The organism is Photobacterium sp. GJ3 (assembly GCF_018199995.1).
Taxonomy (GTDB): Bacteria; Pseudomonadota; Gammaproteobacteria; order Enterobacterales; family Vibrionaceae; genus Photobacterium.
In genome coordinates this window covers 942,748-966,670 of record NZ_CP073579.1, presented here as the reverse complement: position 1 = coordinate 966,670, position 23,923 = coordinate 942,748, and the positions used below count along the sequence as shown (strand labels likewise).

The 23,923-nt window shown below is 49.4% G+C and carries 23 protein-coding genes; 10 read left to right on the top strand and 13 right to left on the bottom strand.

What is annotated here, in order from left to right:
- Window positions 1-4 precede the first annotated feature (4 nt).
- Entirely contained in the window at window positions 5-1,471 is a 1,467-nt protein-coding gene (locus KDD30_RS21340) for an oligosaccharide flippase family protein (protein WP_211650480.1), read from the top strand.
- A gap of 10 nt (window positions 1,472-1,481) precedes the next feature.
- On the opposite strand, the gene KDD30_RS21335 is transcribed toward KDD30_RS21340, so the two are convergent.
- Both KDD30_RS21335 and KDD30_RS21330 read right to left on the bottom strand, forming a co-directional pair.
- On the bottom strand, window positions 1,482-2,462 hold the full coding sequence (locus KDD30_RS21335; protein WP_211650478.1) for a hypothetical protein: 981 nt from the start codon (window positions 2,460-2,462) through the stop codon (window positions 1,482-1,484).
- A 2-nt stretch (window positions 2,463-2,464) separates the two neighbouring features.
- Entirely contained in the window at window positions 2,465-2,782 is a 318-nt protein-coding gene (locus tag KDD30_RS21330; RefSeq protein WP_211650476.1) for a hypothetical protein, read from the bottom strand.
- Window positions 2,783-2,895: 113 nt separating this feature from the next.
- Between KDD30_RS21330 and KDD30_RS21325 the strand changes: the two genes are divergently transcribed.
- The gene (locus tag KDD30_RS21325) at window positions 2,896-4,257 is read left to right on the top strand and encodes a putative O-glycosylation ligase, exosortase A system-associated (RefSeq protein WP_211650474.1); all 1,362 of its coding nucleotides are present in this window, start codon (window positions 2,896-2,898) and stop codon (window positions 4,255-4,257) included.
- A 263-nt stretch (window positions 4,258-4,520) separates the two neighbouring features.
- Here the strand turns inward: KDD30_RS21325 and KDD30_RS21320 are convergent, their stop codons facing one another.
- The 10 genes from KDD30_RS21320 to KDD30_RS21275 form a co-directional block, all read right to left on the bottom strand.
- Window positions 4,521-5,249 (bottom strand): Mobile element protein, encoded by a 729-nt coding sequence (locus KDD30_RS21320; protein WP_371826105.1) that lies wholly within the window; start codon window positions 5,247-5,249, stop codon window positions 4,521-4,523.
- A 455-nt stretch (window positions 5,250-5,704) separates the two neighbouring features.
- A complete protein-coding gene (locus tag KDD30_RS21315) occupies window positions 5,705-6,865 on the bottom strand; it encodes a glycosyltransferase family 4 protein (protein WP_211650463.1) in 1,161 nt (386 codons plus the stop codon).
- A complete protein-coding gene (locus KDD30_RS21310; protein WP_211650461.1) occupies window positions 6,862-8,052 on the bottom strand; it encodes a glycosyltransferase family 4 protein in 1,191 nt (396 codons plus the stop codon). The genes KDD30_RS21315 and KDD30_RS21310 overlap by 4 nt, the downstream gene beginning before the upstream one ends.
- The gene (locus KDD30_RS21305; RefSeq protein ID WP_211650459.1) at window positions 8,052-9,935 is read right to left on the bottom strand and encodes an XrtA/PEP-CTERM system amidotransferase; all 1,884 of its coding nucleotides are present in this window, start codon (window positions 9,933-9,935) and stop codon (window positions 8,052-8,054) included. Before KDD30_RS21305 ends, KDD30_RS21310 begins: the two co-directional genes overlap by 1 nt.
- 50 nt (window positions 9,936-9,985) lie before the next feature.
- Complete coding sequence (gene xrtA, locus KDD30_RS21300; RefSeq protein WP_211650449.1) at window positions 9,986-11,479, bottom strand: exosortase A; 1,494 nt, start codon at window positions 11,477-11,479, stop codon at window positions 9,986-9,988.
- A complete protein-coding gene (locus KDD30_RS21295) occupies window positions 11,472-11,960 on the bottom strand; it encodes a hypothetical protein (protein ID WP_211650440.1) in 489 nt (162 codons plus the stop codon). Before KDD30_RS21295 ends, xrtA begins: the two co-directional genes overlap by 8 nt.
- A 91-nt stretch (window positions 11,961-12,051) precedes the next feature.
- On the bottom strand, window positions 12,052-12,906 hold the full coding sequence (locus KDD30_RS21290; RefSeq protein ID WP_211650439.1) for a TIGR03087 family PEP-CTERM/XrtA system glycosyltransferase: 855 nt from the start codon (window positions 12,904-12,906) through the stop codon (window positions 12,052-12,054).
- A 13-nt stretch (window positions 12,907-12,919) separates the two neighbouring features.
- Entirely contained in the window at window positions 12,920-13,963 is a 1,044-nt protein-coding gene (locus tag KDD30_RS21285; RefSeq protein WP_211650437.1) for a FemAB family XrtA/PEP-CTERM system-associated protein, read from the bottom strand.
- Window positions 13,896-14,831, bottom strand: a complete 936-nt coding sequence (locus KDD30_RS21280; protein WP_211650435.1) for an XrtA system polysaccharide deacetylase — start codon at window positions 14,829-14,831, stop codon at window positions 13,896-13,898. Before KDD30_RS21280 ends, KDD30_RS21285 begins: the two co-directional genes overlap by 68 nt.
- Window position 14,832: 1 nt before the next feature.
- Window positions 14,833-16,167 (bottom strand): TIGR03013 family XrtA/PEP-CTERM system glycosyltransferase, encoded by a 1,335-nt coding sequence (locus KDD30_RS21275; protein ID WP_249199348.1) that lies wholly within the window; start codon window positions 16,165-16,167, stop codon window positions 14,833-14,835.
- Between the two features lie 275 nt (window positions 16,168-16,442).
- Between KDD30_RS21275 and KDD30_RS21270 the strand changes: the two genes are divergently transcribed.
- Genes KDD30_RS21270 through KDD30_RS21235 form a run of 8 tightly spaced genes read left to right on the top strand, consistent with a single transcriptional unit; the run spans window position 16,443 to window position 22,193 of the window.
- Complete coding sequence (locus tag KDD30_RS21270; protein WP_371826104.1) at window positions 16,443-17,090, top strand: XrtA/PEP-CTERM system exopolysaccharide export protein; 648 nt, start codon at window positions 16,443-16,445, stop codon at window positions 17,088-17,090.
- An 11-nt stretch (window positions 17,091-17,101) separates the two neighbouring features.
- Window positions 17,102-17,914: a Wzz/FepE/Etk N-terminal domain-containing protein gene (locus KDD30_RS21265; protein WP_211650411.1), complete on the top strand. Its 813-nt coding sequence runs from the start codon at window positions 17,102-17,104 to the stop codon at window positions 17,912-17,914.
- Window positions 17,914-18,654: a hypothetical protein gene (locus tag KDD30_RS21260; RefSeq protein WP_211650409.1), complete on the top strand. Its 741-nt coding sequence runs from the start codon at window positions 17,914-17,916 to the stop codon at window positions 18,652-18,654. Before KDD30_RS21265 ends, KDD30_RS21260 begins: the two co-directional genes overlap by 1 nt.
- The gene (locus KDD30_RS21255; protein WP_211650407.1) at window positions 18,651-19,586 is read left to right on the top strand and encodes an XrtA-associated tyrosine autokinase; all 936 of its coding nucleotides are present in this window, start codon (window positions 18,651-18,653) and stop codon (window positions 19,584-19,586) included. The genes KDD30_RS21260 and KDD30_RS21255 overlap by 4 nt, the downstream gene beginning before the upstream one ends.
- A 54-nt stretch (window positions 19,587-19,640) precedes the next feature.
- The gene (locus KDD30_RS21250; protein WP_211650405.1) at window positions 19,641-20,612 is read left to right on the top strand and encodes a TIGR03016 family PEP-CTERM system-associated outer membrane protein; all 972 of its coding nucleotides are present in this window, start codon (window positions 19,641-19,643) and stop codon (window positions 20,610-20,612) included.
- 41 nt (window positions 20,613-20,653) lie between these two features.
- Window positions 20,654-21,013 (top strand): outer membrane beta-barrel protein, encoded by a 360-nt coding sequence (locus KDD30_RS21245; protein ID WP_211650403.1) that lies wholly within the window; start codon window positions 20,654-20,656, stop codon window positions 21,011-21,013.
- A 2-nt stretch (window positions 21,014-21,015) separates the two neighbouring features.
- Window positions 21,016-21,987 carry an XrtA/PEP-CTERM system-associated ATPase gene (locus KDD30_RS21240; RefSeq protein ID WP_211650401.1) on the top strand — a complete coding sequence of 324 codons (972 nt, stop codon included), beginning with the start codon at window positions 21,016-21,018 and terminating at the stop codon, window positions 21,985-21,987.
- Between the two features lie 14 nt (window positions 21,988-22,001).
- Window positions 22,002-22,193, top strand: a complete 192-nt coding sequence (locus KDD30_RS21235; protein WP_211650399.1) for a hypothetical protein — start codon at window positions 22,002-22,004, stop codon at window positions 22,191-22,193.
- A 377-nt stretch (window positions 22,194-22,570) separates the two neighbouring features.
- Here the strand turns inward: KDD30_RS21235 and prsR are convergent, their stop codons facing one another.
- Window positions 22,571-23,917, bottom strand: a complete 1,347-nt coding sequence (gene prsR, locus KDD30_RS21230; protein ID WP_211650397.1) for a PEP-CTERM-box response regulator transcription factor — start codon at window positions 23,915-23,917, stop codon at window positions 22,571-22,573.
- Between the last annotated feature and the right edge of the window lie 6 nt (window positions 23,918-23,923).

Below are 23,923 nucleotides of genomic sequence, written 5' to 3'. Positions count from 1 at the left end.
ACCTATGGCGGATCAATACACAAAAGCAATTTATGCCGGTGCCAAATGGTCCATGCTCAGAATCTGGTATAACCGTTGTCTTGGGTTGATCAGCACTCTGGTACTGGTGCGTTTGCTCTCTCCTGAAGATTACGGGATTGCCAGTTTTGCGATGTTTTTTGTGTTCTTCTTCATTGCATTGTCGACGGTTGGGACGAAGCGTTATGTCATGATGGAAAACACGGAAGATGCTGAAAAGCTGAACAGTATCTGGTCGCTCAATCTGGTGTTTCGTCTGGCCAGTGCCGCGATTCTGTGGCTGTCTGCTGATTCTGTCGCTTCGTACGCCAATGAACCTAAAGTTGCGCTGGTCGTACAGGTGGTCAGCGTGATCCCGCTGATTCGTGCTTTTCACAATGTTGGCATGGATGTTTTTGAAAAAAATTTCAATTTTAAGATGGAAGCTGTGCTGCTGACCGTGGCTAAAACGATCAGCACGCTGAGTACCATTGCCATTGCTCTGGTGATCCAGAATTATTGGGCGCTGATTACAGGCGTTATTCTGATGGCGTTGATTGAAGTTTTCTTCAGCTATCGGCTCAGCCCGTTCCGGCCAAAATGGAGTACGCGTTACTGGAAAGAGCAGTGGTCGATCTCAAAATGGCTTTATCTGGTTTCGGTGTCCGGCTATTTGCGTTCACGCGTGGATATGCTGCTGCTCGGGAATATCCTGAGCAGCCGTGATGTGGGTTTTTACAATATGGCGCAGGAATTTGCCTGGCTGCCGCTGACTGATTTTTTAACACCGATGAACAAGGGGTCATTTAGCGTACTGGCAAAATTCAAGCATGATGAAACCGGATTCCGGGAACGGTTGCATTCTCAGTTAGCCATGCTGATGCTGTTTGCGATGCCGATGGCATTTGGGATGTGCGCGATCAGTGAAGATTTTGTTTACGTGATTCTGGGGCAAAAATGGCTCGGTGCAATTCCTGTGATGCAGCATTTGTCGTTTCTGATGATTGTGATGACGTTGTATATGCTGGTGCATTCAGTTCTGATCCTTCGGTCAAAAATGCCGATGCTGTTTCTGTGTGATTGTTTGACGGTCGCGATGGTCATCGGCAGTTTTTATGGCCTGGGTTACAACACGCCCGGCGATTTGTCGATGGCCCGTTTGATGGTTGGCGGCGTTTTTCTGGTGTGTCTGTCCTCGATATTCTTGTTTGTGATTCGTTTGCAGGCCAGCCGTTTTCTGAGTGCTTTACTGGTTCCCTGCCTGGCTTCTGCGCTGATGTTTGTCTGTGTTCAAACCGTTTCTGATCAGATAGACAATCATTTACTGAGCTTGCTGGCTTCCGTGATTGCAGGTGGCATGACTTATAGTTTGCTGATGGTACTGCTGTTGCCATTGAGCATAAAAATGATACCTGAATACCGAAGTATTCAGGTGAGGCTGGGGCGCTTGTTCAGATTACCTTCTTACGAATAATTTTCGCAGATTACTTAAAGACACTGCCAATTTGCTGAATCAATGGCTGGGGCGCTTGTTCCGGTTGCTGTTGCGTAATCTGACGGATAGCTTGGCGGGCAAGCTTGCGGTAATCACTGGTTTTAAAACGGTTGCTGCCAATGAAGTGGACCAGCGTCATGGAGCGCACGGGTTCTCCGGTCGGCGGAAAACGATAGTTCTGATATTTCGGCCACGGCAACACAGTGGGACAGTCACTTTGTGAGATCAGGCACAGAGAAGCGGTTTGTTCACTGCCCCAGGAAGCCCATTTTTCTGCACCGATATGGTGTGCGATGTCCTGCGATAACTGAATCAGCATCTCGGCACTGGCTGATTGCTTCGGATAGCCGCAGAATCCTGCGCAGCCTCTCAGATACCGCGTGCCTTTTCGGAAGAAATCGAGATGAATAAAGGCGCGTTCAGCACAAACCTGCACATGTTCGCTGCGCCAATGCTTGATAATCGCGTGCAGGAAATGCACATCGACGGCTTCTCCCCATTCCTGACTGCCGGCAACAAAGCCATGATTTTGGGTGACTTTGTCGTGAATTTCATAGAGGGGAGCGAGTGAGATGATGTCGCTGTCTAACTGAATCACATATGATGTTTTCATCAGTTCGATAATACGGAACAAACGCTTCCAGGAGATATATGTCGGGCATCCCTGAGTGTCGACATCTTTGGCCTGAGTGATTCTGACCCCGGGAATCAGTTGTGTCAGTGTGGCATGATCAGATGTGGTGAGTGTCCCGTCGTCAATCACTTCAATGGTGCCGTAACCGAAATTGTTCATGAAGGTTGTGATTGAAATCAGGTACATGTTCAGTGCATTGTGGCTGACCATCGACACAATGGTGACACTGGCATCCGGTTCGTATTCAAGCGGTGGCATGTGTTGAATCTGTTGTGCAGTCAGTTGAAATCGATACCGCTCTAAACGTTCTTTTAACCATAGGTAACTTTGATACATCCTCACACCCCGCTTGATTTGAACGGATTGAATCCAACGATTGTTTTTATGGATATGGCTTTTTCATGGCTGCCAATACCAAGTTCAGCGTTTGAAATTGCACTGACATTGATAAATGAATCATAGTCAAAATTTTGTTGCCCGGCGAAACCGGTTCTATAGTAAAGAAAGGCCGTTTTACCGGGGCGTGATTGCTCCAGTTTAGCGCTACTCTGCTGTATTTTCGACAAAAAATTGACGGATTTTCCAGTGGTAAGGAGTGAGGAATGGAGTCGATTCTTTTTGTATTCGGGCTTTTTTTGCTGGTTTTTCTTTGTCACCGGTCTCTGAAGCAAGACAAAGAAGTGACACCACCAAAGCACAAGCGCACAAGCCGTCCGCAGCATACATCGAAACACGCTGACAGGTAGCAAAGTCGACAGGAGGCAGAGCCATGAGAGATCTCATCTTTTTAGGTGTATTCCTGATTCTGGTTTGCTTTGCTTTCCGGCGACCTTATATGGCTGCTTCACTGTGGATCTGGTCGGGTTTATTTGTACCCACGTATTGGGTGTACAGTTTTGCAAAACCCATCAGTTACAATACGGTTTTTGCATTGATCACCTTTCTGACTTATTTATTTACCCGTCATAAACCCCGGATGCCTGTTGATGTTGTTGCATTGCTGGTGTGTTTATTCTGGATTCATACCGGCATCACAAGTTACAGCTCGATCGGCATGCCTGAGTTGGTCTGGCCAGAATGGGAGAAGTTCTCCAAGGTGTTTCTCTCTTTCATCATGGTCACTCTGATTATCCGGCAACGGCATGAGTTTGAAATGCTGATTTGGGGCATACTCATGTCGGTAGGCTTTATGGGCGCAATCGAAGGGCTCAAATTTGTTGCCAGCCTCGGCGGGCATAAAATTCAGGGGCCTTACGGACATTTACTGGCAGACAATAACCACTTTGCGACCGCTTTGTGCATGATCATTCCTTTGATTATTTATCAACTCAAATCAGTGGAGGAGAAATGGATCCGATTTGGTCTGTTCAGCATGTTGGTGCTGTGTACTTTGTCTGTCCTTGGCACCTATTCTCGGGGAGGCTTTCTTGCGCTGGCGATCATCGGCTGCTATTTCTGGCTGAAAAGTAAAAGGAAGCTGTTGACGCTGATTGCAGTTGGCATCATCGCTTCGGTGTCTGTCCTTTTATTACCGCAGAAATGGTACGACAGGATGGAAACTATTGAAGCCGCTGATGAAGATTCATCCTTCACCAATCGTGTGAACTCCTGGAAAATCCATACGTTGCTGGCATTGGAAAGACCTGCAACCGGTGGCGGCTATAAAACGGCGTACTATCAGACCCACTGGGACAGGCTCAGTACCAAAATTGATCAGATTGATGTGATCGAAACACCACCACCGGGTGAAAAACCGCGGGCTGCCCATAGTATTTACTTTCAGGTTCTGGGGGATCACGGCTTTGTTGGGTTGGTGCTGTTCTTACTGATCATCGCGCTTTCTTTCCTGAAAATGCATTGGGTGATTGCGACCCTCAACCGTGCCCCGTGGAAGGCTGAACACCATTGGCAGGTTGATTTGGCCAGAATGATGCAAGTCTCGCTTCTGGCATATTGTACCGCTGGCGCAGCGCTGTCATTGGCATATCTGGAATTATTCTGGTGCTTAGTCGCGGCTATGGTGGGTTTAACGATTCAGGTGAAAGTGATGGTGTCTCCGCAGCGTCGACAGCATGCAAATGCGGGGCAGGTTTTAGAGGACAGGCAGGTTTTAGAGGACAGGCACAGTTAGGTTTTGGAGGACAGGCATAGAATTATAGGATTGGGACAGGCACAGTAGGCTGGCATCGTGGCCCATGGGACCGGGCTCATGGGACAGACACATTATTTAATTGGTTCCAGTTTGGCTATATCCGAACAGCATTAGTCAGCGTCGGAAGAGGGGTATTGGGCAAGACCAGATCAAAATTGCAGATCTATTCCTAAAAGGAGTTATTGGGGGGAGTTGAGCTGTATGAATATCAAATCTGTTGTTTCCTGTTGTTTCAGTCAACATTAAGCAGGGGAAAGGCAGACGCCAGCTATTTTTTTGCGACCAAAGATCGCCAGTTTTGACTGGATCGCGGATTTCGTACCAATCAGGCAGCCACTTTCCATCTGTTCATAACATTTGAGCCAGAGCGTGGTTTCAAAGCCAAGTCTTTGCATCATTGGCGGTAAATTGTTCGACACATGTCCTGAGCTGCCTTCCCTGAACTGCTTTCCCGTGAAATCTAATAATGCTAAATAATCCTTAAATTCAAAGGGCAGACATACTTTGCGATGCGGGTTTGGACTGTCTGAGAATGGGTGGAGATTACGAGCAAAACGATTGTGCTTCCTGAGTGAATCAACACGGTGTTTGATTGAGGTATATTCAGATGATTCCGGTGTGGCCGCAATTCCGGCCCGAACCGGATTCAGATCGACATAAGACATTGCCGCAGCCAGCGCTTTGTCATCCAGCAATGCCTGACTTTTGAATCTGCCCTCCCAGAAATGCCCCGTACAACCATCTTCTAGGCGCATAAACCAACTGATGCTGTAGATGCGCTGCCGCCAGGTACGAATGATCGTTTGAACAGACTGCTTTTCGCTTGGGCTTAATGGCTCGTTTTTGAGGAATCGTTGAATTAAAACAGGTGGTTGATGAAATTTTAGCCATCGGTGAATCACTTCAATGTCTGTTAAAGATTCAGCTTGATCGCGGTTGATGTGGAGCACCAGATGATAATGATTACTCATGATTGCATAGGCACAAATATCAATGCAGAAGACTTTGACCAGGTCGAATAACCGCGCTTCGACTTGATGTCGACGGTGTTCATAACTGGTCCCGGATGTCTCGTCGACGCCGCATAGAAAAGCTCTGCGGACACATCTGGACATGCAATGATAATATGCTGTTGCGTCTAACTGGATTTGTCTGTGTCTGGCAATTGTCACAATGATACCTCCGGTACTGGATAAATGAACAGTATTTGGAGGGTGAGATGAAATAAAGGCGATGATGGTGAAATTGCGACGACTTCATAAACAATTTGTAATTGAGTGTCTGGTTTTTCTTTGGAAATGCTCACTAAACTTTGAGGTGTCTGTCCTCAATTTGGGAGGCGCTCAGCTTAAACAGTGCCTGTCCTGTTTATCTGGTCCTGCTGATCTAAAGTGCGACTGTCCCACTTTTTTCCGCCTCTTCCCGCTCAGCGTTTCTTGGTTAGTCGCTTGAAGATCGTTGTAATTTCCTCAGCATTCGCCTGCCAGGTCAGGTGCCTGTCCTTGATGGTTGCGGCCGCGTTTTGGCTCAGGCGCTGGCGTAGCGATGTGTCTGTGATCAGTTGTTCAATTTTGGCGAGCATCTCGTTGAGATTGCCTTCCTGAAAAAGCAGGGCATTCTCGTTATTCGTTAACAGTTCTCGGATGTTTTCACTATCTGGTGCCACGATTGCTTTGCCAGTTGCGAGATATTCAATAAGTTTGAGCGGGGAGCACCAGGGAGTCACAGCAGGCTGGAGGGCGATATCAATCTGGGACAGCCACTCGGCCATGTTTTCCCGTGGTGCCAGTCCGGTGAGAATGATTTGATCGGTTGCATGGAGAGACTGTGCCTGCTGTTGGAGATCTTCCAGCACGGGGCCGTCTCCGATGATCAGGAACAGAACCTGAGGTTGCTCCGGTGGCCTTTGCTGATTGGCATTCACAATTAAGGACAGCACCTGATCCAACTGATGCCATTCCCGGCAAAAACCAACAAACCCGACAATCAGGTGGTTGGCGAATTCTGGGCGCTTGGTGGCTGTATCAGGATAGAACTGGGTTGTGTCAACGCCGTTAGGAATTACGCTGATTCGCGTGTCTGGGACACCGGCATCGTGCAAGTCTGTTGCAAGGACATGGCTGACTGGCAGGACGTGATCGGCGTTGCGCCAGACGAAAAGTTCAGACCACCTTGCCAGCCAGTCGAGATGAATACCGCCGTAGCTTTGGCGTTCGTGATACAACGGGGCATTCACTTCCAGCAATAAAGGTAAACGAAACATGTATTTAGCGAGAATTCCTGAGATGAACAGCAGATTATAGCGTTCGTAAATCACATCCGGCCGGTGACGTATGATGGCATGACAAAGCCGGATGAAATCATAAGCACTGTAGCCAAACTCAAGTAACTCACATAGAAATCCGGGTAAAAGGCGCCGAATTTTACTGACCCAGCCACCATCTGAACCAAAATCAGATTTTTCAGAAACCTTGGGTGCAACCAGGATCACTTCGTGCCCCAGTTGTTTCAGTTCATGGATGATCGCGTCAATGTGGACGAATTGTCCGTCTTTCGAAGCCACACGATGGTGATAGAGGATTTTCATGTCGCACTCCTGATCAAACGACGAAACAGATGGTACTGTCCTTCGGACGTTGCGAACCAGTCAAACTGCTCTGCGTATCGCCGGGTTGCGGCACGGGGCAAGGGGTTTGAAAGAATCTGCAGCAGTCCTGCAGCAATTGCATTTACATTACGTTCCACCAGAAGGCCTGCTCGGGGCTGTTGCACCACTTCGGGGGTGCCCCAGATGTTGGTGGCAACGACAGGCGTGCCACAGGCCATCGACTCAAGCAGGACATTTGCCCAGCCTTCGCGATCAGAAGCCAGAGTGAGAACATTGGCAGCACCATAATAAGCCGAGAGCTCTTCCTGACTCAGACGACCAAGAAAGCGGACTCTGTCTGCAACGCCGTATTTCGCAGCGAGGACAGACAAGGTTTTGCGTAGCGGTCCGCAACCGGCAATCAACAGGACGGCGCCCGGAATCTGACGCAGCGCGTCGATCACCAGATGGTGCCCTTTGCGTTCAATCAATAAGCCAACCGACAGGATGATTGGCGTGTTCAACGGCAGGCCGAGCGCTCGTCGCAAGCCTGCCTGCTGAGATTCATCGCAGAAGGAAAACAACTCAAGATCAACGCCATTGCGCAGGGTGCTGACCCGGTCGGGTGTCGCGCCAAGACCAATCATGGCTGTTCTCAGGGCTTCACAGACGGCTACATTATGGTTGCTCGCAGACAGGACTTGCTGGATCTGCCTGCGCGCCGATGGATAATCCGGGATCAAATTGATGTCTGTCCCCCTTGCGGTCACGGTAAATGGTTTGCGCAAAGCTTTGGCTACGGCTGCAATCGCCACGCCGTCCGGGTAGAAGTAATGACCATCAATCAGATCAAATTCCAGACCAGCGTTGATAAGGGCGTGAATTTGTTTTTGGAGGCACCGGGCCAGGGTGGTGGGCGTCCAGAACATGCCAATTTTGGGGATCACGAGATATCTTGGGTGATAGACAGGGATCCCATACCGTGTTTCTTTTACGGGGACAGACGCATGTTCACCGTATCGGCCAAAGATTGGATGGCTGCTGGGAAACCAGGGCACGGGCGCGATGACAGTGATTTCAGTTTCCGGATAATGTTTTTTCAGTTGACGCAGCCGGGTCTCAACAAAAATGCCATGTCTTGGATTGGCGGCGTTGGGATACAGGGTTGAAATCGTCAGGATTCTCATCAGGCTTGCCTCGATAGAAATTGGGCGAACATCAGCAAACTCCACAGCGCAGCACCATGATCGCCCCGGCCACTGGCATGCTCAGTCACCAGCTTTTGTAATTGCCTGGGTTCAAAATAGCCGCTGTCCATCATCACCGGAGATAAGACCTGTTCATGTAACAGTGGCTGAAGCTGGTGCCGGAACCAGTGAGACAAAGGCAGGCTGAATCCCATTTTAGGACGATAAAGAATGGCTTGAGGCAACAACGGCTCCAATACTTTCTTGAAACAGTATTTACCGGTCTGGCGTCGGATGTTGTCCTGACTCTCAATTTGGAAAGCCCATTCGATGAGCGCGTGATCCAGTAAAGGTGCGCGCACTTCCAGAGAATTCGCCATGCTGGCTCGGTCTACTTTGGTCAGGATGTCTCCCGGCAACCAGGTTTTGAAATCCAGATACTGAATGAATTTCAATGGATCGTCCGTGGGCGTATTCAATGCATGTTGTCTTAAGATTTCTGCGCCTGTGTAACCACTCAGACTGTGTCGGTAGGCCGCACTGAACAAAGACTGTCTGTCCTGATACCGAATTTTGGAGATGGTATTGGCATAGGCATCGACACTGTCGAGTGCCAGAGACTGCAGGGTGGTTTTTGCCCGAAAGGCGCGTGGCGCCCAGTCTGCTTTGGGATAGATCTGGCCGAGAAGTCCGAATACAGGCTGCCGGATCGGGGAGGGCAGTAAGCCCCTGACTTTTTGCTCGGCCAGATGGAAACGGTAACGGCGGTATCCGGCAAAAATTTCATCTCCCCCATCACCAGACAACGCGACCGTGACATTCTGCCGCGCAAGTTTGCAGACAAGATAAGTCGGTAACGCTGAGTCATCGGCAAATGGTTCGTCATACAACTGCGCCAGAATTTCCACCAGACTGACATCATCCGCACTAACCTGCTGCTCCTCGTGTTGTGTCTGATATTGCTGAGCAATCAGGCGGGCGTACTGGGTTTCATCAAATTTGGCTTGATCGAATCCGATGGCGCAGGTATTGACCGGGTCAGTGTTTAGTTGCGACATAAGAGCGACAATCGCACTGGAATCGACGCCACCGGATAAAAATGCCCCCAGCGGTACATCTGCGACCATGCGGATGCTGACGGCTTCCTTGATTTTTTCGAGTAAGGATTCCTGAATTTGAGGCCAGGTCAGGGTTGTGGTCGTCTCTGGCAGATCCCAGTACTGGACAGGGACAGGCACTTGTCCCGGATGAAGTGTGAGCGCATGTCCGGCAGGAAGTTTGAAGATGTTGCGATACGCCGTATGCGGATCGGGGATATAGCCATACATCAGGTAATCTTCTGCAAGTTCATGCCTCAGCGCGAGATCCACATCCGGATGCACTGTCAGCACTTTGAGTTCAGAAGCAAAAATGAACTGTCCTTTTTGCGTCATGGTGTAAAACAACGGCTTCTTCCCGAGCCGATCCCGCGCCAGAAACAGGGCTCGTTTGCGACTGTCCCAGAGTGCGAACGCGAACATGCCACGAAACCGGGACAGACACGCTTCGCCCCATTCCTCCCAGGCATGGACAATCACTTCGGTATCACTCAAGGTGCGAAACTCATGGCCCAGCGACTTCAGCTCATGCGCTAAAGTTTTGAAATTATAAATTTCCCCGTTGAAAACGATGGCAATGGTTTGATCTTCATTAAACAGGGGCTGGTGGCCGCCGGACAAATCGATGATGGAGAGGCGCCGATGTGCCAATCCGACCCATTGGTCGCAGTAATATCCTTCATCATCCGGACCACGATGATGTTGGATCCGGTTGATATGCTGAAGCAGCCGAGTATCAATCCCGGCAGGCCGCTGCATATTCATCATTCCTGCGATACCACACATAGCTTTTCCCCTTCATCCTGAATAGCAATGTTGACTGAATCTGACGGTGTTCACATGCTCGGGACAAGAACGGCTTCGTTTTGTCCCGCAAATTGCGTGATCTCGGTTTCGCCAAGCTCCGAACTGGCTACCGCAGTGACGTTAGAGACACCTTTCAGCCCAGCCAGCCGGTAAGACGCTCTGACCAACTTGATCGCCAGCGGATTACTGCTACAAAATTCGTTGATGCAATACCAGTACACCAGATGCATGGTGTCGCCTCTGGCATTGGCGATTGTCATGGTTTTCGCATGGACACCTGATTGAAGCTGTACGCCCCGGCTGCGCTGAAGGGACCAGGTGTCTTGATTAAAAAGCTGATTGGTGCTGCTGATTAATTCCCCATCCCGCTGCCAGAGGTTGTAACTGGCGGTATAGATTTCTGCCTTGCCTTCGGCGGCAGAGTGTCGCTGGCTGTTAATGGCTTTCGGGAAGGTGATTCCCCATGTTGTCAGCGGTGTGTTTGATGCGCCTGTCCTCGTTTCATTTACGGTGGTGATGCCGGCCTCGGCGCTAGTCGTGTCTGTCCCCGTTCTGTTCGTGGCTGAATTGGGCAAAGCATTCGTGCTTTCAGCGTGATGTGTTAAATGCAAATGCCAGAGCGCAGTGAGTCCAAACAGGCAAAAAACTGAGACGAACACGCGCTTTTGCGCACGAGGCGAAGTCGGTGTTTTTGTTTGATTGTGATCGGTAGGAGGTAACTCAGCATCAGAGAATCGGCTGGCCGTGAAGAAAATCACCAGAATAATCAGACTGAAAAAGACCCAGCCATAGATCAGATGATCCGCGCCTGCGGCGTATTTCATGTCACTCCAATACCCAATGATGACGATGCCAAAAGCGCGGATACCATTGGCAATAATGGGAAAGACGAACGAAAAAGCCACAAAGCAGAGACGTTTGTATGTTTTTGTGAACTGCAGATAGGCAAATAACGTCCCCAGTGCAACACTCGACATCAGAAAACGGATGCCGGAACAGGCTTCAGCGACGTAGAAACGGCCATTGGGGATCGTTAAATACAACCCTTCCCGGTAGACCGGAATATTGCTCAGATTGAGCAGCCACACCGACAGATCTGCCGTAATGATCTGAAGTTGCGGCACCAGGCTTTCACCAAAAGGCACGGCAAAGAAAAGGTAAAGTAAAGGAAACCAAAGAGCGCGTGCAATTGCGGTTCCAAGGATGGCCCACAGCAATAACTGCAGGCTCATCACGGCAGCGAGGTGCTCAAATAAGCCAATGTCCGCAGCGCGGCCCATCAGCCATAACAGGCAGGGAATCCCGAGTAAGCAGGCTGCCAAGCCACTCACAGAAAGTGGAATGTTTCGGATTTCATCCCGCTGACGCCAGACCAGCCACAGGCAGATCGGCAGAATCAGAAAACAATGCTCGTAAGTTTTAGAATTTAGCCAAACGGTGACCATGTGATCGAGGGAAGGCCAGAAAAGCCACAACCAGGTAGCCAATGGGAACCCAAGCCGCAGCCAGAGAGACTTAGCCATGGTGTGCCTCCAGATAACTCAACACCGGGGACAGTCGTGCCTCCCAGCTGAAATGTGTTTTTATCCAATACCGGGAAACTGTCGCGGGTTGCCGGGGAGCACTCAATTGATCACACACCCACTGAGCATTCTCCCGCGATTCATCGGAAACAAAGAGTGCCTGTCCCGGTATGGATCCGGCCGATTCTGTGATTGTGCCTGTCCCCGTTGCTTTGGCTTCGGCAACTGTGTCTGTCCCCATTTGATCTTGTCCCGGCGGCGAAAGGTGTCTGTCCCCGTTTGATCTTTGTCCCGGCGGCGAAAGGTGTCTGTCCCCGTTTGATCTTGCCCCGGCGAAAGGTGCCTGTCCCCGTTGATGGCGCGGCGCCTGACTGCACGGATAGTCCTCCAGACCTTCGATGCCCAGAGAGCTGGTGAGGACGGGCTTTTCCATTGCCATGGCTTCCAGAATTTTATTCTGAATGCCGCGGGCAATTTGCATGGGGCGACGGCGGCTTTGGCATAAAACAGGAACGGTCGGACATCGGCGACACGGCCGGTGACGATAACACCGGGAACTTTCGTCAGCGATTTCACTTTGGATGTGGGGATGAACCTACGATATAGAAGCGACAGTCCGGGTGATGTTGCAGGACGATGGGCCAGACCGTCTGAACAAACCAGCAGACCGCATCAACATTGGCCCAGTAATCCATCGCACCAGTGAACACGACATAATTTTCTTGTGCAAGCGGATAATCCGTCTCGCGAGAAAAGGAAGCATCGGGTGAAAAATACTGGCTGTCGATACCGTTTTCCAGTGTCCGGACTTTATGGTGGAGCGAATCGGGCAGTTGCGCAGTGAAGGCATTTTTTTCCGTGTCTGTGACAAAGCAGCTGACGTCAAATGCAGCGCAGACCTGTTTTTCGTAACGTGCCAGCGTGTGGTATTCGCGCTGATAAATCAGATGCATCAGGCCGGATTTTTTCTCCGCATATTGCCGCCATTTTTCAGAATCGAGATCAACAAAGTGCATGACTTTGTGAAGGTCCGGGGAAGCTGTCATCAGGTATTGGGCCATGCTGCTCGAGAAAACCAGGGCTTTTCGAATTGGGTGACTGTCCCGGCAACGGTCCAGACAACGATCAATCCACTTCCTCATGTCTGACGACGCATAATAGGGTAGAGTCATCGGTTGTCCGCTCAGCAGTGCGCGAAGGGATTTGAACTTTGCCTGAGTTGGGTGAAGTGCGACAAAGCAGGTTTCCCGACACAATAAATCGACTGTCGGGCAGTATTGCCAGTCCGTGGGATCATCAATAAAACAGCCCAGATAGACATCGTAATGCTGGCTGAGATATTTCAGCAGATGATAGCTGGCAATCTTATCGCCTTTATTGGGCGGATAAGGGATACGGTGGCACAGATACAGAATGGCTGGTTTCATCTTCACGTTCCCCTTAACCCAGATATTTTGAAAGCATGGGGCCGATTTGTTTGCTCAGTCCCATCGGCAGGTTTTGCCAGGCTCGGATGAAATAGCGATATTTGGGGTTGTTTGGCGACAGATTGGGAGGCCGTTTTGCCCTGACCAGCGCCATGCGGTAGTGCAAGGGCTGCTCTTCCATCCCCCAGTGTTTTTTGTAGTGATATGCGCCTGAATTGATCTTGCTGCGCCCGAAGTCAAACAATTCGGCCCCTCTTTCTTTTGCGAGCAGCATGAGTTGGTAGTACATGAAATCATTACTTTTCAGATCCCGGGCGGCCTGAGTCCCGCCGCCGTAGTAAGGCAAAACCTGATTTTTATAGTAGAAACTGAGGACACCGGAGACGGGCTGACCATGAACATCGCGGACGACCAGTGTTTCGCAGCTGCTGCCAAAAGTGTCTTTCAGGGTCTGAAACAATGCCGGCGGAAACACCGGTGTTCCCAGATTCCGGACACTTTCCGCATAGAGTTCAAAACAGAGCGCCGGGTTATCTTTCGCTTCCCAGCTCAGGTTATTCTTTTGGGCATGCCGGATGACGGCACGCTGTTTGCGTTTGATACCTGAGAGAAGGTCTTCTGCCGGCAACGCCAGTGTGTTTTTGAAAGTGGCATGATGACAGTGCCGGAACCAGGGGGATTCACAGGGATGTTCGTGACTGTCCCGTAATTCGATGTAATCGACATTGAGCTCGCAGGCAAGATCGTAGGCTGCGTTTTCCAGTTCACGGCGGATATCATCCTGATCGGCAAGCGCGCCGCCATAGACACAAAAAGGTGTTGAAATCAGCGCATGGCCGAACAGCAGGCTTTTTTGTTCAAACAGAGGCAGCACGCCGACAATTTGGTCCCCCTGTTGTGCAAACAGGTAGTGTGGCTGATGACCAAAAACGTCCTGAATCACATGAATCCATCCCGTCAGGTGAAAGAAGCTGCCGTGCTGGTGTGAATCAACGTAGTGATCCCAGAGGTTGTGCGCTTTCCGGGTCAGTGCTCGAATTGTCAGATCCTGTTTCATAATCATATCCATCCAATTGATAGGCTTCACTGATGGTGGTCCAATGGAAATCGTTCAGTAATCGGTGTAATCGGGGAACCATTTGCGCAAGGTTGAGATAGTGACGAAAGCGGGCTTTGAAGGACGCCTGATGAATCCTCGGTTGATTAGCATCGATTTCCCAGGGATGAAAATAAAAGCAGAAGGGCTGCTGATACTGTTCAGTGAATCCGCGAATCAGTTGTTTACTCAGTGCGTAAGGATATAAACGGAAATAACCTCCGCCGCCGATTGGAATATTCGTGCCAAAGATCTGGCGTGTCGGGATAGGGATCTCAATGATGCCTTCCTGACGTGTATGAAGAAATCGCGGCCAGTCCGGACAGCCGTAATGATCATGTCTGACCGGGTAAGTGCTGCTGCTGAACGTGAATCCCAGTTGTTTGAGAATATCAAATGCCCACAGATTCGACGGGTCAATAGAAAAACTGGGGGCACGATAACCCTGAACATATTTTCCGGCGATATCTTCGATCAGAAATTTACTTCTGCTGACATCCTGAAAAAAAGCATGGCGTGACAACTGATTGGCTTTGTCGTGTGCATAGCCATGGCAAGCTAATTCATGGCCGCGCGATGCGATGTCCCGGATGAGTGCAGGACAGGCATCGGCCACCCAGCCAAGAATGAAGAAGGTGGCCTTGATTTGATGCGTCTCAAAAATATCCAGTACTTTTCTCGTACTGTAATCGACGCGGATCGGATATCTTTTCCCCCAGTCCTTTTTTTGAATCATGGAAGAAAATGCAGAGACGTGGAAATAATCTTCGACATCAACTGTCATCGCGTTATATCTGGTTCTAAAGTTTGTCGGGGCTAATGCTTTCATCTTAACGCCCCTTGCCAAATAAAACGATTTCAGAGGTTTTTATCAGGATTAATACATCAAACAAAAAGCTTTTGTGTTTAATGTAATAAAGGTCGAATTTTAGTTTTTCTATTGCATCGTCTAGGTTCTCACCATAAGGATATTTTAATTGTGCCCAACCTGTCAGTCCGGGTTTCACATATAAACGATGGTTGTAGTATGGGATCGTTTGTTCAAATTGATCAGAAAAATAAGGACGCTCAGGCCGGGGGCCAACAAAGTTCATTTCACCCTTCAGCACATTGATTAATTGAGGCAGTTCATCCAGTCGGTATTTCCGGATGAAATGACCGACCCTGGTGATGCGCGGATCGGCTCGGCTGGCCATTTGAGCTCCCATTTTTTCAGCATCTATCCGCATACTTCTGAACTTATAAATTGAAAATGATTTGCCTTTCAGCCCGGTCCGTTCCTGTGAATACAGAACAGGGGCACGAAATCCATCTTCGAGTTTGATCATCAGAACCACAGCAATCAGTAAAGGCCAGGTTGCAAGCAAAATCAGCAGCGCAATGCCGCAGTTAAAGAGCCAGTACAAAAACTGCCCAATCCGGTTCCGGGTGGTCTGAGAATTGAAAATGACCCAGGAAGGATGAATATGATCGACGGCAACCTGGCCCGTCTCCCGCTCAATGAAATCAATAATATCGATGATCTGTACGCCATTCATTTTGCACTGGAACAAACTGCTGCTTGGCAGGTTGCCACGGCGTTCATCTGCCGCGATGATGATTTCTTTGATGTGGTGTTGGCGAACAAAGCTATCCAGCGGCGTGTCTGTATCCAGAACCGGGGAAACGGCTGAGGAGGCGAGCTGGTCACCTGGCATCGGAATATATCCCACCAGATCGACGTGTACCCGGTCAGACTGTCGGCGCATACAACGGTTGATTAAACCGGCTCGTGCGCCTGCACCTAAAACTAAGACTTTCAGCCGTCCCAGCATCTGGTATTGGGAGCGAATGGCAATGTAGCGCGTGATGACGAGTCCGAGAAATGCCAGGCTGTACATCCATTCTCTGCTGAATGTTTGGGGAAACGGCAGCGGTGTGATGAGATAAAGACTGGTTGACAACATGTACGCCAAACTAATGGCGACTAATATTCTGACCGCAATCCCCCGAAATGACTCCCGGATTTTTTCATTATAAAGGCCAACGGATAGCAAAGTTAACTGTAAAGGAAGTGTATAAAAAATGAGATTTGCTATATTTAATACATCATCCATGTACAGATTGACCGACGCCTCCGGAATAGTTCCAAATCGTTGCACGCCCCAGAATATGCCAGAAAGCATTAATATGTCTGAAAAAATAAGCACAGCATTGCTGATATTTAAATCATGAAATTTTGAGTACGTCATAATCACCTTGTCCCAGGTGTGAATTATTTAATTTCCCACTACGTCTAATGAGTATCGGCAAGCATAAAAAATCTGCAAAATAAAAAAATCATATATAGTTAAATTAGTTCAATGATGCTTTGACCTGCAGTAATTACAAGTGTGTTGAACACCTCAAATCTTGATAAAGCGATGTAAGACATGGACTTAAATGCAGGATGGATGCTGTTATGACAAGACGCGGTCACCTCTACAAGATAACCAGTTTGACAGCAGCAGCGCTGATGACCTTTCTCGCCGGCTGTTCGTCAAATTCACTGTCGTCTTTACCGACGGCAACGCCACAACCTTCTTTGACAAAAAACATTAATCAATACAAGTACCTGATTGGACCCGGTGATGCCTTAACCATTTTTGTGTGGGGGAATCCGGAAATTTCGGGCGGCTATATTGTCCGGCCGGATGGCATGTTATCGACCTCTTTAGTGGATGACGTGCTGGCATCAGGCCGAACGCCGACGGAACTTGCACGCAGTCTGGAAGCACAGTTGGCTGAGTATGTGCGCGATCCGATTGTCAGTGTCATCGTCAATGGCTTTGTCGGGCCATACAGTGAGCAAGTACGCGTGATTGGTGAAGCTCAGCAACCGATGGCGATTAACTACCGGGAAAACATGACGTTACTGGATGTCATGGTTGCTGTGGGCGGACTGACAGATTTTGCGGATGGGAATGATGCCCGGCTGATCCGGGTGATCGGCGGTCAGCAGAAAGCATTTGCGCTGTCGCTGGGCGATCTGCTGCGGGACGGCGACATTCGGCGGAACGTCGATATTCTTCCCGGTGACATCATTATTATTCCAGAAGCCTGGTTCTAATTGGAGGTCACATGCAGGAGCAATTTCAGAACCTGATTGAGTACCTACAAGGGGTGTGGGTACGGCGGCGTTGGATCATCGTCGCCAGTTGGATTGTTTGTCCGCTGGGTTGGGCGATTGTCACCTTGTGGCCGAATCAATATACCGTTGAGGCCCGTGTTTATGCGGATACGCGGTCTATTCTGCAACCCTTGCTGAAAGGGCTGGCGATTCCGAATGATTCAAATCAGGAATTGAGCCTGATGGTGAAGACATTACTCAGCCGCCAAAACCTGGAGACGATTGCCCGGTATACCGATGCCGATCTGAAAGCAACGACAAACGAAGAATATGAGGAGATTCTGGCAGAGCTGAAAGACAATATTGAGATTGCGTCGGCTGGCCGGGAAAACCTGTTTACGATCAGCTACAGCGGTTCAGATCCGATCTTTGTGAAGAATGTAGTGCAATCCGCGCTGGATGTGTTTGTTGAAAACACGCTGGGAAAAAATAAGCAGGATACTGATAAAGCCAATGAGTTTATCGCCCGCCAACTGTCGGATTATGAAAAACGACTGGCGGATGCAGAAACCGGTCTGGCCGAATTTAAGCGGGAGCATGCCGGTTACTTACCCAGTGCAGAGCAAGGATTCCGTCGCCAGCTGGATTTGCTGACGACTGAAATTGAAGACACACAGTTACAGCTTCAGGAAAGACGGACACAGCTCGAGACAGCGAAGCGCAAACTGAATGAAGAAACCGCAATTGCGGCCCGAAATCAGGGGCAGTCCCAACAGCGTTTGATGACCGGCTGGAATATCTGCAAACCCGCCTGGATAACCTGATGTTTCGCTTTACCGACAAGCACCCCGATGTGAAGGAAACCAGACGCCAGATCGATGAACTGACACAGCAAAAGCAGGATGCAATTTCGGCATCCGGCAGTAACAACAGTGATTTCCGTAATTCTGAATTGTTTCAGAATCTGAAATTACTGATCAGCCAGTTGGAGAATGAGGTCGCATCATTGCAGGTTCGGGAAAAAGCTCAGTTGGAAAAAGCGGCCTATTTGCAGGAAAAACTGGTGCAAATGCCGGATGTTGAAGCGCAACTGACGGGCTTGACCCGGAGCTACGACATCACCAAAGCCAAGTACGAAGAATTGCTGTCACGCCGGGAATCGGCGCTGATTTCGCAAAAGGTTGGCGCTGCTTCAGATGACATCACCTTCCGGGTTGTCGATCCACCGCGAACGCCGCTCAAACCTTCCGGCCCGATTCGTCCGCTGTTTCTCGGCATGGTGTTGGTTGCCGGGCTCGGGACTGGCCTGGGTCTGGCGTTCTTTGTCAGTCAGCTTTATCCGGTTGCAACGTCAGCCAGACAACTGTACCAGATCACCGGACTACCCGTGCTTGGCGGAGTGACTTCAACCCGGCAATCGGGCATCTCGGCCTCGGTTCGTAAAGAAAACTGGCGATTTCTATGGATGAGCACCGCACTGGTTGTTTGTTTTCTTGGTTTCATGGCACTGAATCTTGATACCTCGATTCATGCGCGTGTCATGCAGGAGATGGGGTGGTTATGAGCATCATTCAAAAAGCAATGGAGAAAACGACGCAGGGGAATCAAGGGCAATCGAAAGCCAAGACCTCTGAAAAGCAGCAGGGATGGGATGCGTCATCGAACAACCAGACCAGAGCTGAAGGTCTCTCTCAGCCATCCGGCCACACGGGTCTGGGGAATGGTTTTCCGCCTGCCTGGCATCCCCCAGCGGTGATTGAGATTGATATACATCGCCTGCAGGAGATGGGGATGGTGTCTCATACCAATGAGAAAGCGAATGTCACCATCACCAATGAATATCGTGCGATCAAACAAAAACTGTTTCATAACGCATTCAGTGCCGGTGCGCAGTTTCATCAGCGTGCAAATCTGGTGATGGTCACCAGTGCTTCACCGCAGGAAGGGAAAACATTTACCGCAGTGAACTTGGCTCTCAGCATGTCGTCGGAAAAAGATAAAACCGTGCTACTGGTGGATGCCGATGTACTCAAACCCGGTGTCAGCGATTTGCTTGGAATCGAGACACGCCCCGGACTGATTGATTTTTTGCAGGGACAAGTGAGCACTCTGTCGGAGATTATTTATCCCACTTCCATCCCGAATTTGCGGATTATCCCGGCGGGCCAGCCGCATCATCTGAGTAACGAGCTGCTAGCCAGTAACAAAATGGAACGTTTGATGAATGAACTGGCGCACCGTTACCCGGACAGGATGGTGATTTTTGATTGTCCGCCGGTGCTGGGTGTGGTTGAAACCATGACGCTCTCCAAATTACTGGGACAGGCACTGTTTGTTGTAGAGCAGGATAAGTCGCGTCTGGATGATATCGAAGCTGCAGTGTCACAGCTGAATAAGGATATGGCAATCGGGTTTGTGATGAACAAAGCCGTGCGCAATGTGTTGGGTCAATATAGACATGGACATGACTATGGCGCTACAGAGGATCAATCCTAGTGTGTATTTACTTGGGGCCTTTCTCTGATTGGGCTTCCCACGCAGGCGGCGGATGTGGAAATAACGCCTTATGTTGGCACAGAGCTGACGTTTACCGACAATGTGAACCGATCCAATACGAATCAACAGAGCAGTTTTATCACGGCACTGGAAACAGGCATTGAAGCGACCGTTGAGGGAAACCGGGGCTACCTTGGGCTGGATTATGAATTAAGGTACCTGTATTACACGGAAACCGACCGGAATGACAAACTGTACCAGAACCTTGATTTCTATACCTTTAAAGGGCTCGGTCGCAGTGGGTTTCAGGTTGATGCCAGTGCATCCATTGAAAACATTGCGGAAGATATTGCGACGGACGCCAATGCAGATGAGATCAGCGGGGATACCATTCAGAGTAATCAGGCACAGATTGGTTTAAGTTATCGGACCAATCCGCTCAGCACCATGGATCTGCGTTCGAGAATTTATACCCGTGTTATCGATAATGAAGATGAAATTGGAAATTACACGGGCTGGGGCGGCAACGTCAGTTATGCCAACGGCCGATCGGTGAAAGATGCTTTTTGGCTGCTTAGTCTTAGCTACGATTACCGGGAAGGACGGGATGATGAGGTGTCTACGGAATTTTCCCGGATCAATGAAGTATTTGGCTTGCAGACGATTGGCGGATTCGCACCATTTGTGCGCTTGAATTACGAAAATTATAACGGTGTGACAGATTCGCCGGAAAACGAAATTCTGAATTGGGGCATTGGTACGCGATACTTCTGGGATCGCTACTCGTATCTGGATGTCAGCTATAACTTCTCGGAAGATGATGTGAATTCAGATTTCTGGGCTGGTGCAATCAACCTGAGCCCCAGCGACAGAACGCGATTTTATTTTCAGTACGACAAGCGATTAAGAGGAGACGCTTACGCAGCTGAAATACGGCATCGCACCCGACGCTGGACAAACACGCTGACTTATACGGAACGGCCGGACAGTTATGAACGGGAGCGTTTTGTGCAAGGGGGCGAATAGACGAGCTCTATCTGAGAAAAGAAGCGCGCTGGCGTTCAGAGTTGGGGCTCCGGCGGACACGTTACACGCTATCTCTGTTTCAGATTGACCGGGAAACGCTGGAATCGTTGTCGGATGTTGTTGAAGACAATTCACACGGGATTGAGCTGGATGTGAATCATCGGTTATCCCGTGCTCTGTCCGGGCATATTGGTTACGGATTTGAACGATATGAGTTCATTTATGTCAGCTCAGGGAAAGAAAATGATGATTACCATACCTTCAGTCTGGATATGTCCTACGCTTTCAGACCGGAGTTGATCACTCAGGCTGGTGTCGAGTATTACGACCGTTCGTCATCGAATTCTGTCAATGACTACGATGAAACCCGACTTTTTCTGGATGTAAGGGTGGAGTTTTAATTATGTATGAAGCGCATTTTGGATTTACGGATAAACCGTTTAAATTAAGTCCCGACTCACGCTTTTTCTTTGCCAGTCCACATCATGAAAAAGCGCTATCTTACCTGCAGTATGGTTTGTCTTTAGGGGAAGGATTCATTGTCGTTTCCGGCCCGATTGGGACAGGGAAAACCATTCTGGTCCACCGCCTGTTATCCAGTCTGGATGAGTTGATTATGGCGGTTCAAATCTCAACCACCCGATTATCACCTGACGAACTGGTCAAACTGGTCGCTTCAAAATTCAGTATTGCCACCGAAGGCTTATCGAAAGCCGATATTCTGAAACGGTTTGAGCAGTTTTTGCTTGGCCTGAGACAACAGGGGCGGCGGGCAGTTTTGCTGGTGGATGAAGCCCAAAACCTGCCTGCAGAAACCATTGAAGAATTGCGGATGTTGTCCAACTTTCAGTTCAATGATAAACCGTTACTACAGAGCTTTTTGCTGGGGCAAGAGGAGCTGAAAGGAATCATCCGATTGCCTGAAATGGAGCAGTTGCGGCAAAGAATTATCGCCTCCTGCAATCTTCAGCCTTTCTCGGCCGATCAAGTGAAAGACTATATTTTACATCGCCTGAATTGTGTGGGCTGGCAGGGGACACCCGCGTTAAGCGATGGTGTTTTTGAAGCCATCACCCGGTATACCCAAGGGGTGCCCAGAAAAATCAATATTCTGACCGATCGTCTTTTCCTGTTCGCTTGTATGGAAGGGTTGAATGCAATCAATACGGTGAACGTGGAAAAAGTGATCGCCGAAATGAATGAGGAATTATCCGGCCAGCAGTCCAGAGAAACCAGGCGACCTGCCCGGAGGAAAGTCCGGCGAGTTCTCGCTATGAATATTCTGCACGCGAAACCTATGAGAATTACCCTGCACAGTCAGGATCGGACCGCGAACCGCAATCGTCCGGATCCAGTAACGCGTTCCAGGCCCTGAATGAAATTGAAAAAGTGCTGGATAATGTGATTGAGCGGAAAATTGCGACCATCCGTAAGCTGGACCAGCTCCTGGTTAAAAAACGAAAAATGTTGCTGCAGCAAGGCGAAGAAGGCAGCGACGATGAGCTGATACTGAATGAGGATTATCCCCCGGGCTTAAAAGAAAAGTATTGGGTGAGACAGCTAATGAAATCGTCTGAATGAAAAAATGATGTGACCAGAGCCGGTGGGAAACCACCGGCTTTTTTGTTGCGTTGATATCGCTCAAGCGGGACAGGCACTGCACTGTGGGAGTCAGGACAGGCACAGAATAAACTGGGACAGTCACGACATCGGAGTAAGTTATCGATGAGGAAAATAGTGTCTGTCCCAATTAAAAGTGCTCAGAAAAACAGTGCCTGTACTAAGAGGCAGTACTAAGAGGCAACTGGGACAGTCACATCATCGGGGGTTGATTTTTGATAAGGAAATGGCGCCTGTCCCGTTAAGTGGTTTCGGTAAAAGCGTGTCTGTCCCGGTTCAAAGCTGCCCAGAAAACGTGCCTGTCCCAATATGAAATGACGGGACTGGCACTGGTTCTGTCACTCATTCCTGACCATATATTTATCCATCAGCGAATAGAGCGTCGGGCGGGTGATCCCCAGAATGTTGGCGGTATTGGACATGTTGCCATCCGTCAGCGACAGGGCTTTGGTGATGGCTTGCTTTTCTGCATCTTCGCGGACCTGACGCAGGTTGAGCGCTAAGGGTTCAGACTCAGCGTCGGTCGTGTGCAAGGCCAGATCCAATGCGGTAATGAGTTTGCTGTCCGACATAATGACCGCTGATTTGACCTTATTTTGCAGTTCGCGAATATTACCCGGCCAGTTGTGCTGAAGCATGGCGCGAATTGCGTCGTCAGAGAAACCTGTGATTTTGTGAGCGTTCTGCTGGCTGGCCTGTTGCAGAAAATAGCGGGCCAGCAGCAGGATGTCCTGATCTCTGTCCCGCAAGGGCGGGTTCTGAATCGTGATTTCACTGATGCGGTAATATAAGTCTTCCCGAAACGTTTTCTCTTCCATCATCTGTTCCAGGTTTTGGTGTGTGGCGCAGATAATTTTCACATCCACAGGAATTTCCTGACGCCCGCCTACACGTTCAATCACCTTTTCCTGCAGGAATCTTAAAATTTTGGCCTGAAGCGGATAGGGCATATCGCCAATCTCATCGAGAAACAGCGTTCCGCCATCCGCACACTCAATTTTGCCTGCGGTTGTTTTATGAGCGCCGGTAAATGCACCTTTTTCGAAGCCGAAGAGCTCGCTTTCCAGCAGATGTTCCGGAATGGATGCACAATTGATGGCAATAAAAGGTTGATTGCAACGCGGGCCTTTCGTATGGATCGCACGGGCGATGACTTCTTTGCCTGTCCCGCTTTCTCCCAGGATCAGCGTTGTAATTTCTGTGGGGGCGATCCGATCGATCATTCGGCACACTTGCTGGACTTGCGGACTGTTGCCAATAAAACCATTGGCTTCCAGGGAGGACTGTTTCAACGTATTGTTTTCGGCCTCAAGATTCGCGACCACAAAAGCACGGTCGATGATCACGGCCAGAATATCGTCGTCAATCGGTTTCTGGTAGAAGTCATGCGCGCCCAGCGCAATGGCTTTGAGCGCATTGGCTTTGTCATCGTTGCCGGTGATGACAATGATTTTGATATGCGGGGACAAAGCCAGAATTTCTTGCAGTACATTCAGTCCTTCTGAAGCATTGGCTTCATCTGGCGGCAAACCCAGGTCTAAAGTCACTACTTTTGGATCGTGACGGCGTAACGCATTAATGGCCGACTTTCGGTCACCAGCCATGACGACTTCATATTGTGGAAAACACCATTTCAACTGTTTTTGAATGCCGGGATCATCTTCTATGACTAATAATGTGTCCATATTTGC

Coding starts and splice junctions, on each gene's coding strand:
- KDD30_RS21340 (WP_211650480.1), top strand. CDS start 5: ATGGCGGATCAATACACAAAAGCAATTTATGCCGGTGCCAAATGGTCC.
- KDD30_RS21335 (WP_211650478.1), bottom strand. CDS start 2,462: ATGTATCAAAGTTACCTATGGTTAAAAGAACGTTTAGAGCGGTATCGA.
- KDD30_RS21325 (WP_211650474.1), top strand. CDS start 2,896: ATGAGAGATCTCATCTTTTTAGGTGTATTCCTGATTCTGGTTTGCTTT.
- KDD30_RS21320 (WP_371826105.1), bottom strand. CDS start 5,249: ATGAGTAATCATTATCATCTGGTGCTCCACATCAACCGCGATCAAGCT.
- KDD30_RS21315 (WP_211650463.1), bottom strand. CDS start 6,865: ATGAAAATCCTCTATCACCATCGTGTGGCTTCGAAAGACGGACAATTC.
- KDD30_RS21310 (WP_211650461.1), bottom strand. CDS start 8,052: ATGAGAATCCTGACGATTTCAACCCTGTATCCCAACGCCGCCAATCCA.
- KDD30_RS21305 (WP_211650459.1), bottom strand. CDS start 9,935: ATGTGTGGTATCGCAGGAATGATGAATATGCAGCGGCCTGCCGGGATT.
- xrtA (WP_211650449.1), bottom strand. CDS start 11,479: ATGGCTAAGTCTCTCTGGCTGCGGCTTGGGTTCCCATTGGCTACCTGG.
- KDD30_RS21295 (WP_211650440.1), bottom strand. CDS start 11,960: ATGCAAATTGCCCGCGGCATTCAGAATAAAATTCTGGAAGCCATGGCA.
- KDD30_RS21290 (WP_211650439.1), bottom strand. CDS start 12,906: ATGAAACCAGCCATTCTGTATCTGTGCCACCGTATCCCTTATCCGCCC.
- KDD30_RS21285 (WP_211650437.1), bottom strand. CDS start 13,963: ATGAAACAGGATCTGACAATTCGAGCACTGACCCGGAAAGCGCACAAC.
- KDD30_RS21280 (WP_211650435.1), bottom strand. CDS start 14,831: ATGAAAGCATTAGCCCCGACAAACTTTAGAACCAGATATAACGCGATG.
- KDD30_RS21275 (WP_249199348.1), bottom strand. CDS start 16,167: ATGCTTTCTGGCATATTCTGGGGCGTGCAACGATTTGGAACTATTCCG.
- KDD30_RS21270 (WP_371826104.1), top strand. CDS start 16,443: ATGACAAGACGCGGTCACCTCTACAAGATAACCAGTTTGACAGCAGCA.
- KDD30_RS21265 (WP_211650411.1), top strand. CDS start 17,102: ATGCAGGAGCAATTTCAGAACCTGATTGAGTACCTACAAGGGGTGTGG.
- KDD30_RS21260 (WP_211650409.1), top strand. CDS start 17,914: ATGTTTCGCTTTACCGACAAGCACCCCGATGTGAAGGAAACCAGACGC.
- KDD30_RS21255 (WP_211650407.1), top strand. CDS start 18,651: ATGAGCATCATTCAAAAAGCAATGGAGAAAACGACGCAGGGGAATCAA.
- KDD30_RS21240 (WP_211650401.1), top strand. CDS start 21,016: ATGTATGAAGCGCATTTTGGATTTACGGATAAACCGTTTAAATTAAGT.
- prsR (WP_211650397.1), bottom strand. CDS start 23,917: ATGGACACATTATTAGTCATAGAAGATGATCCCGGCATTCAAAAACAG.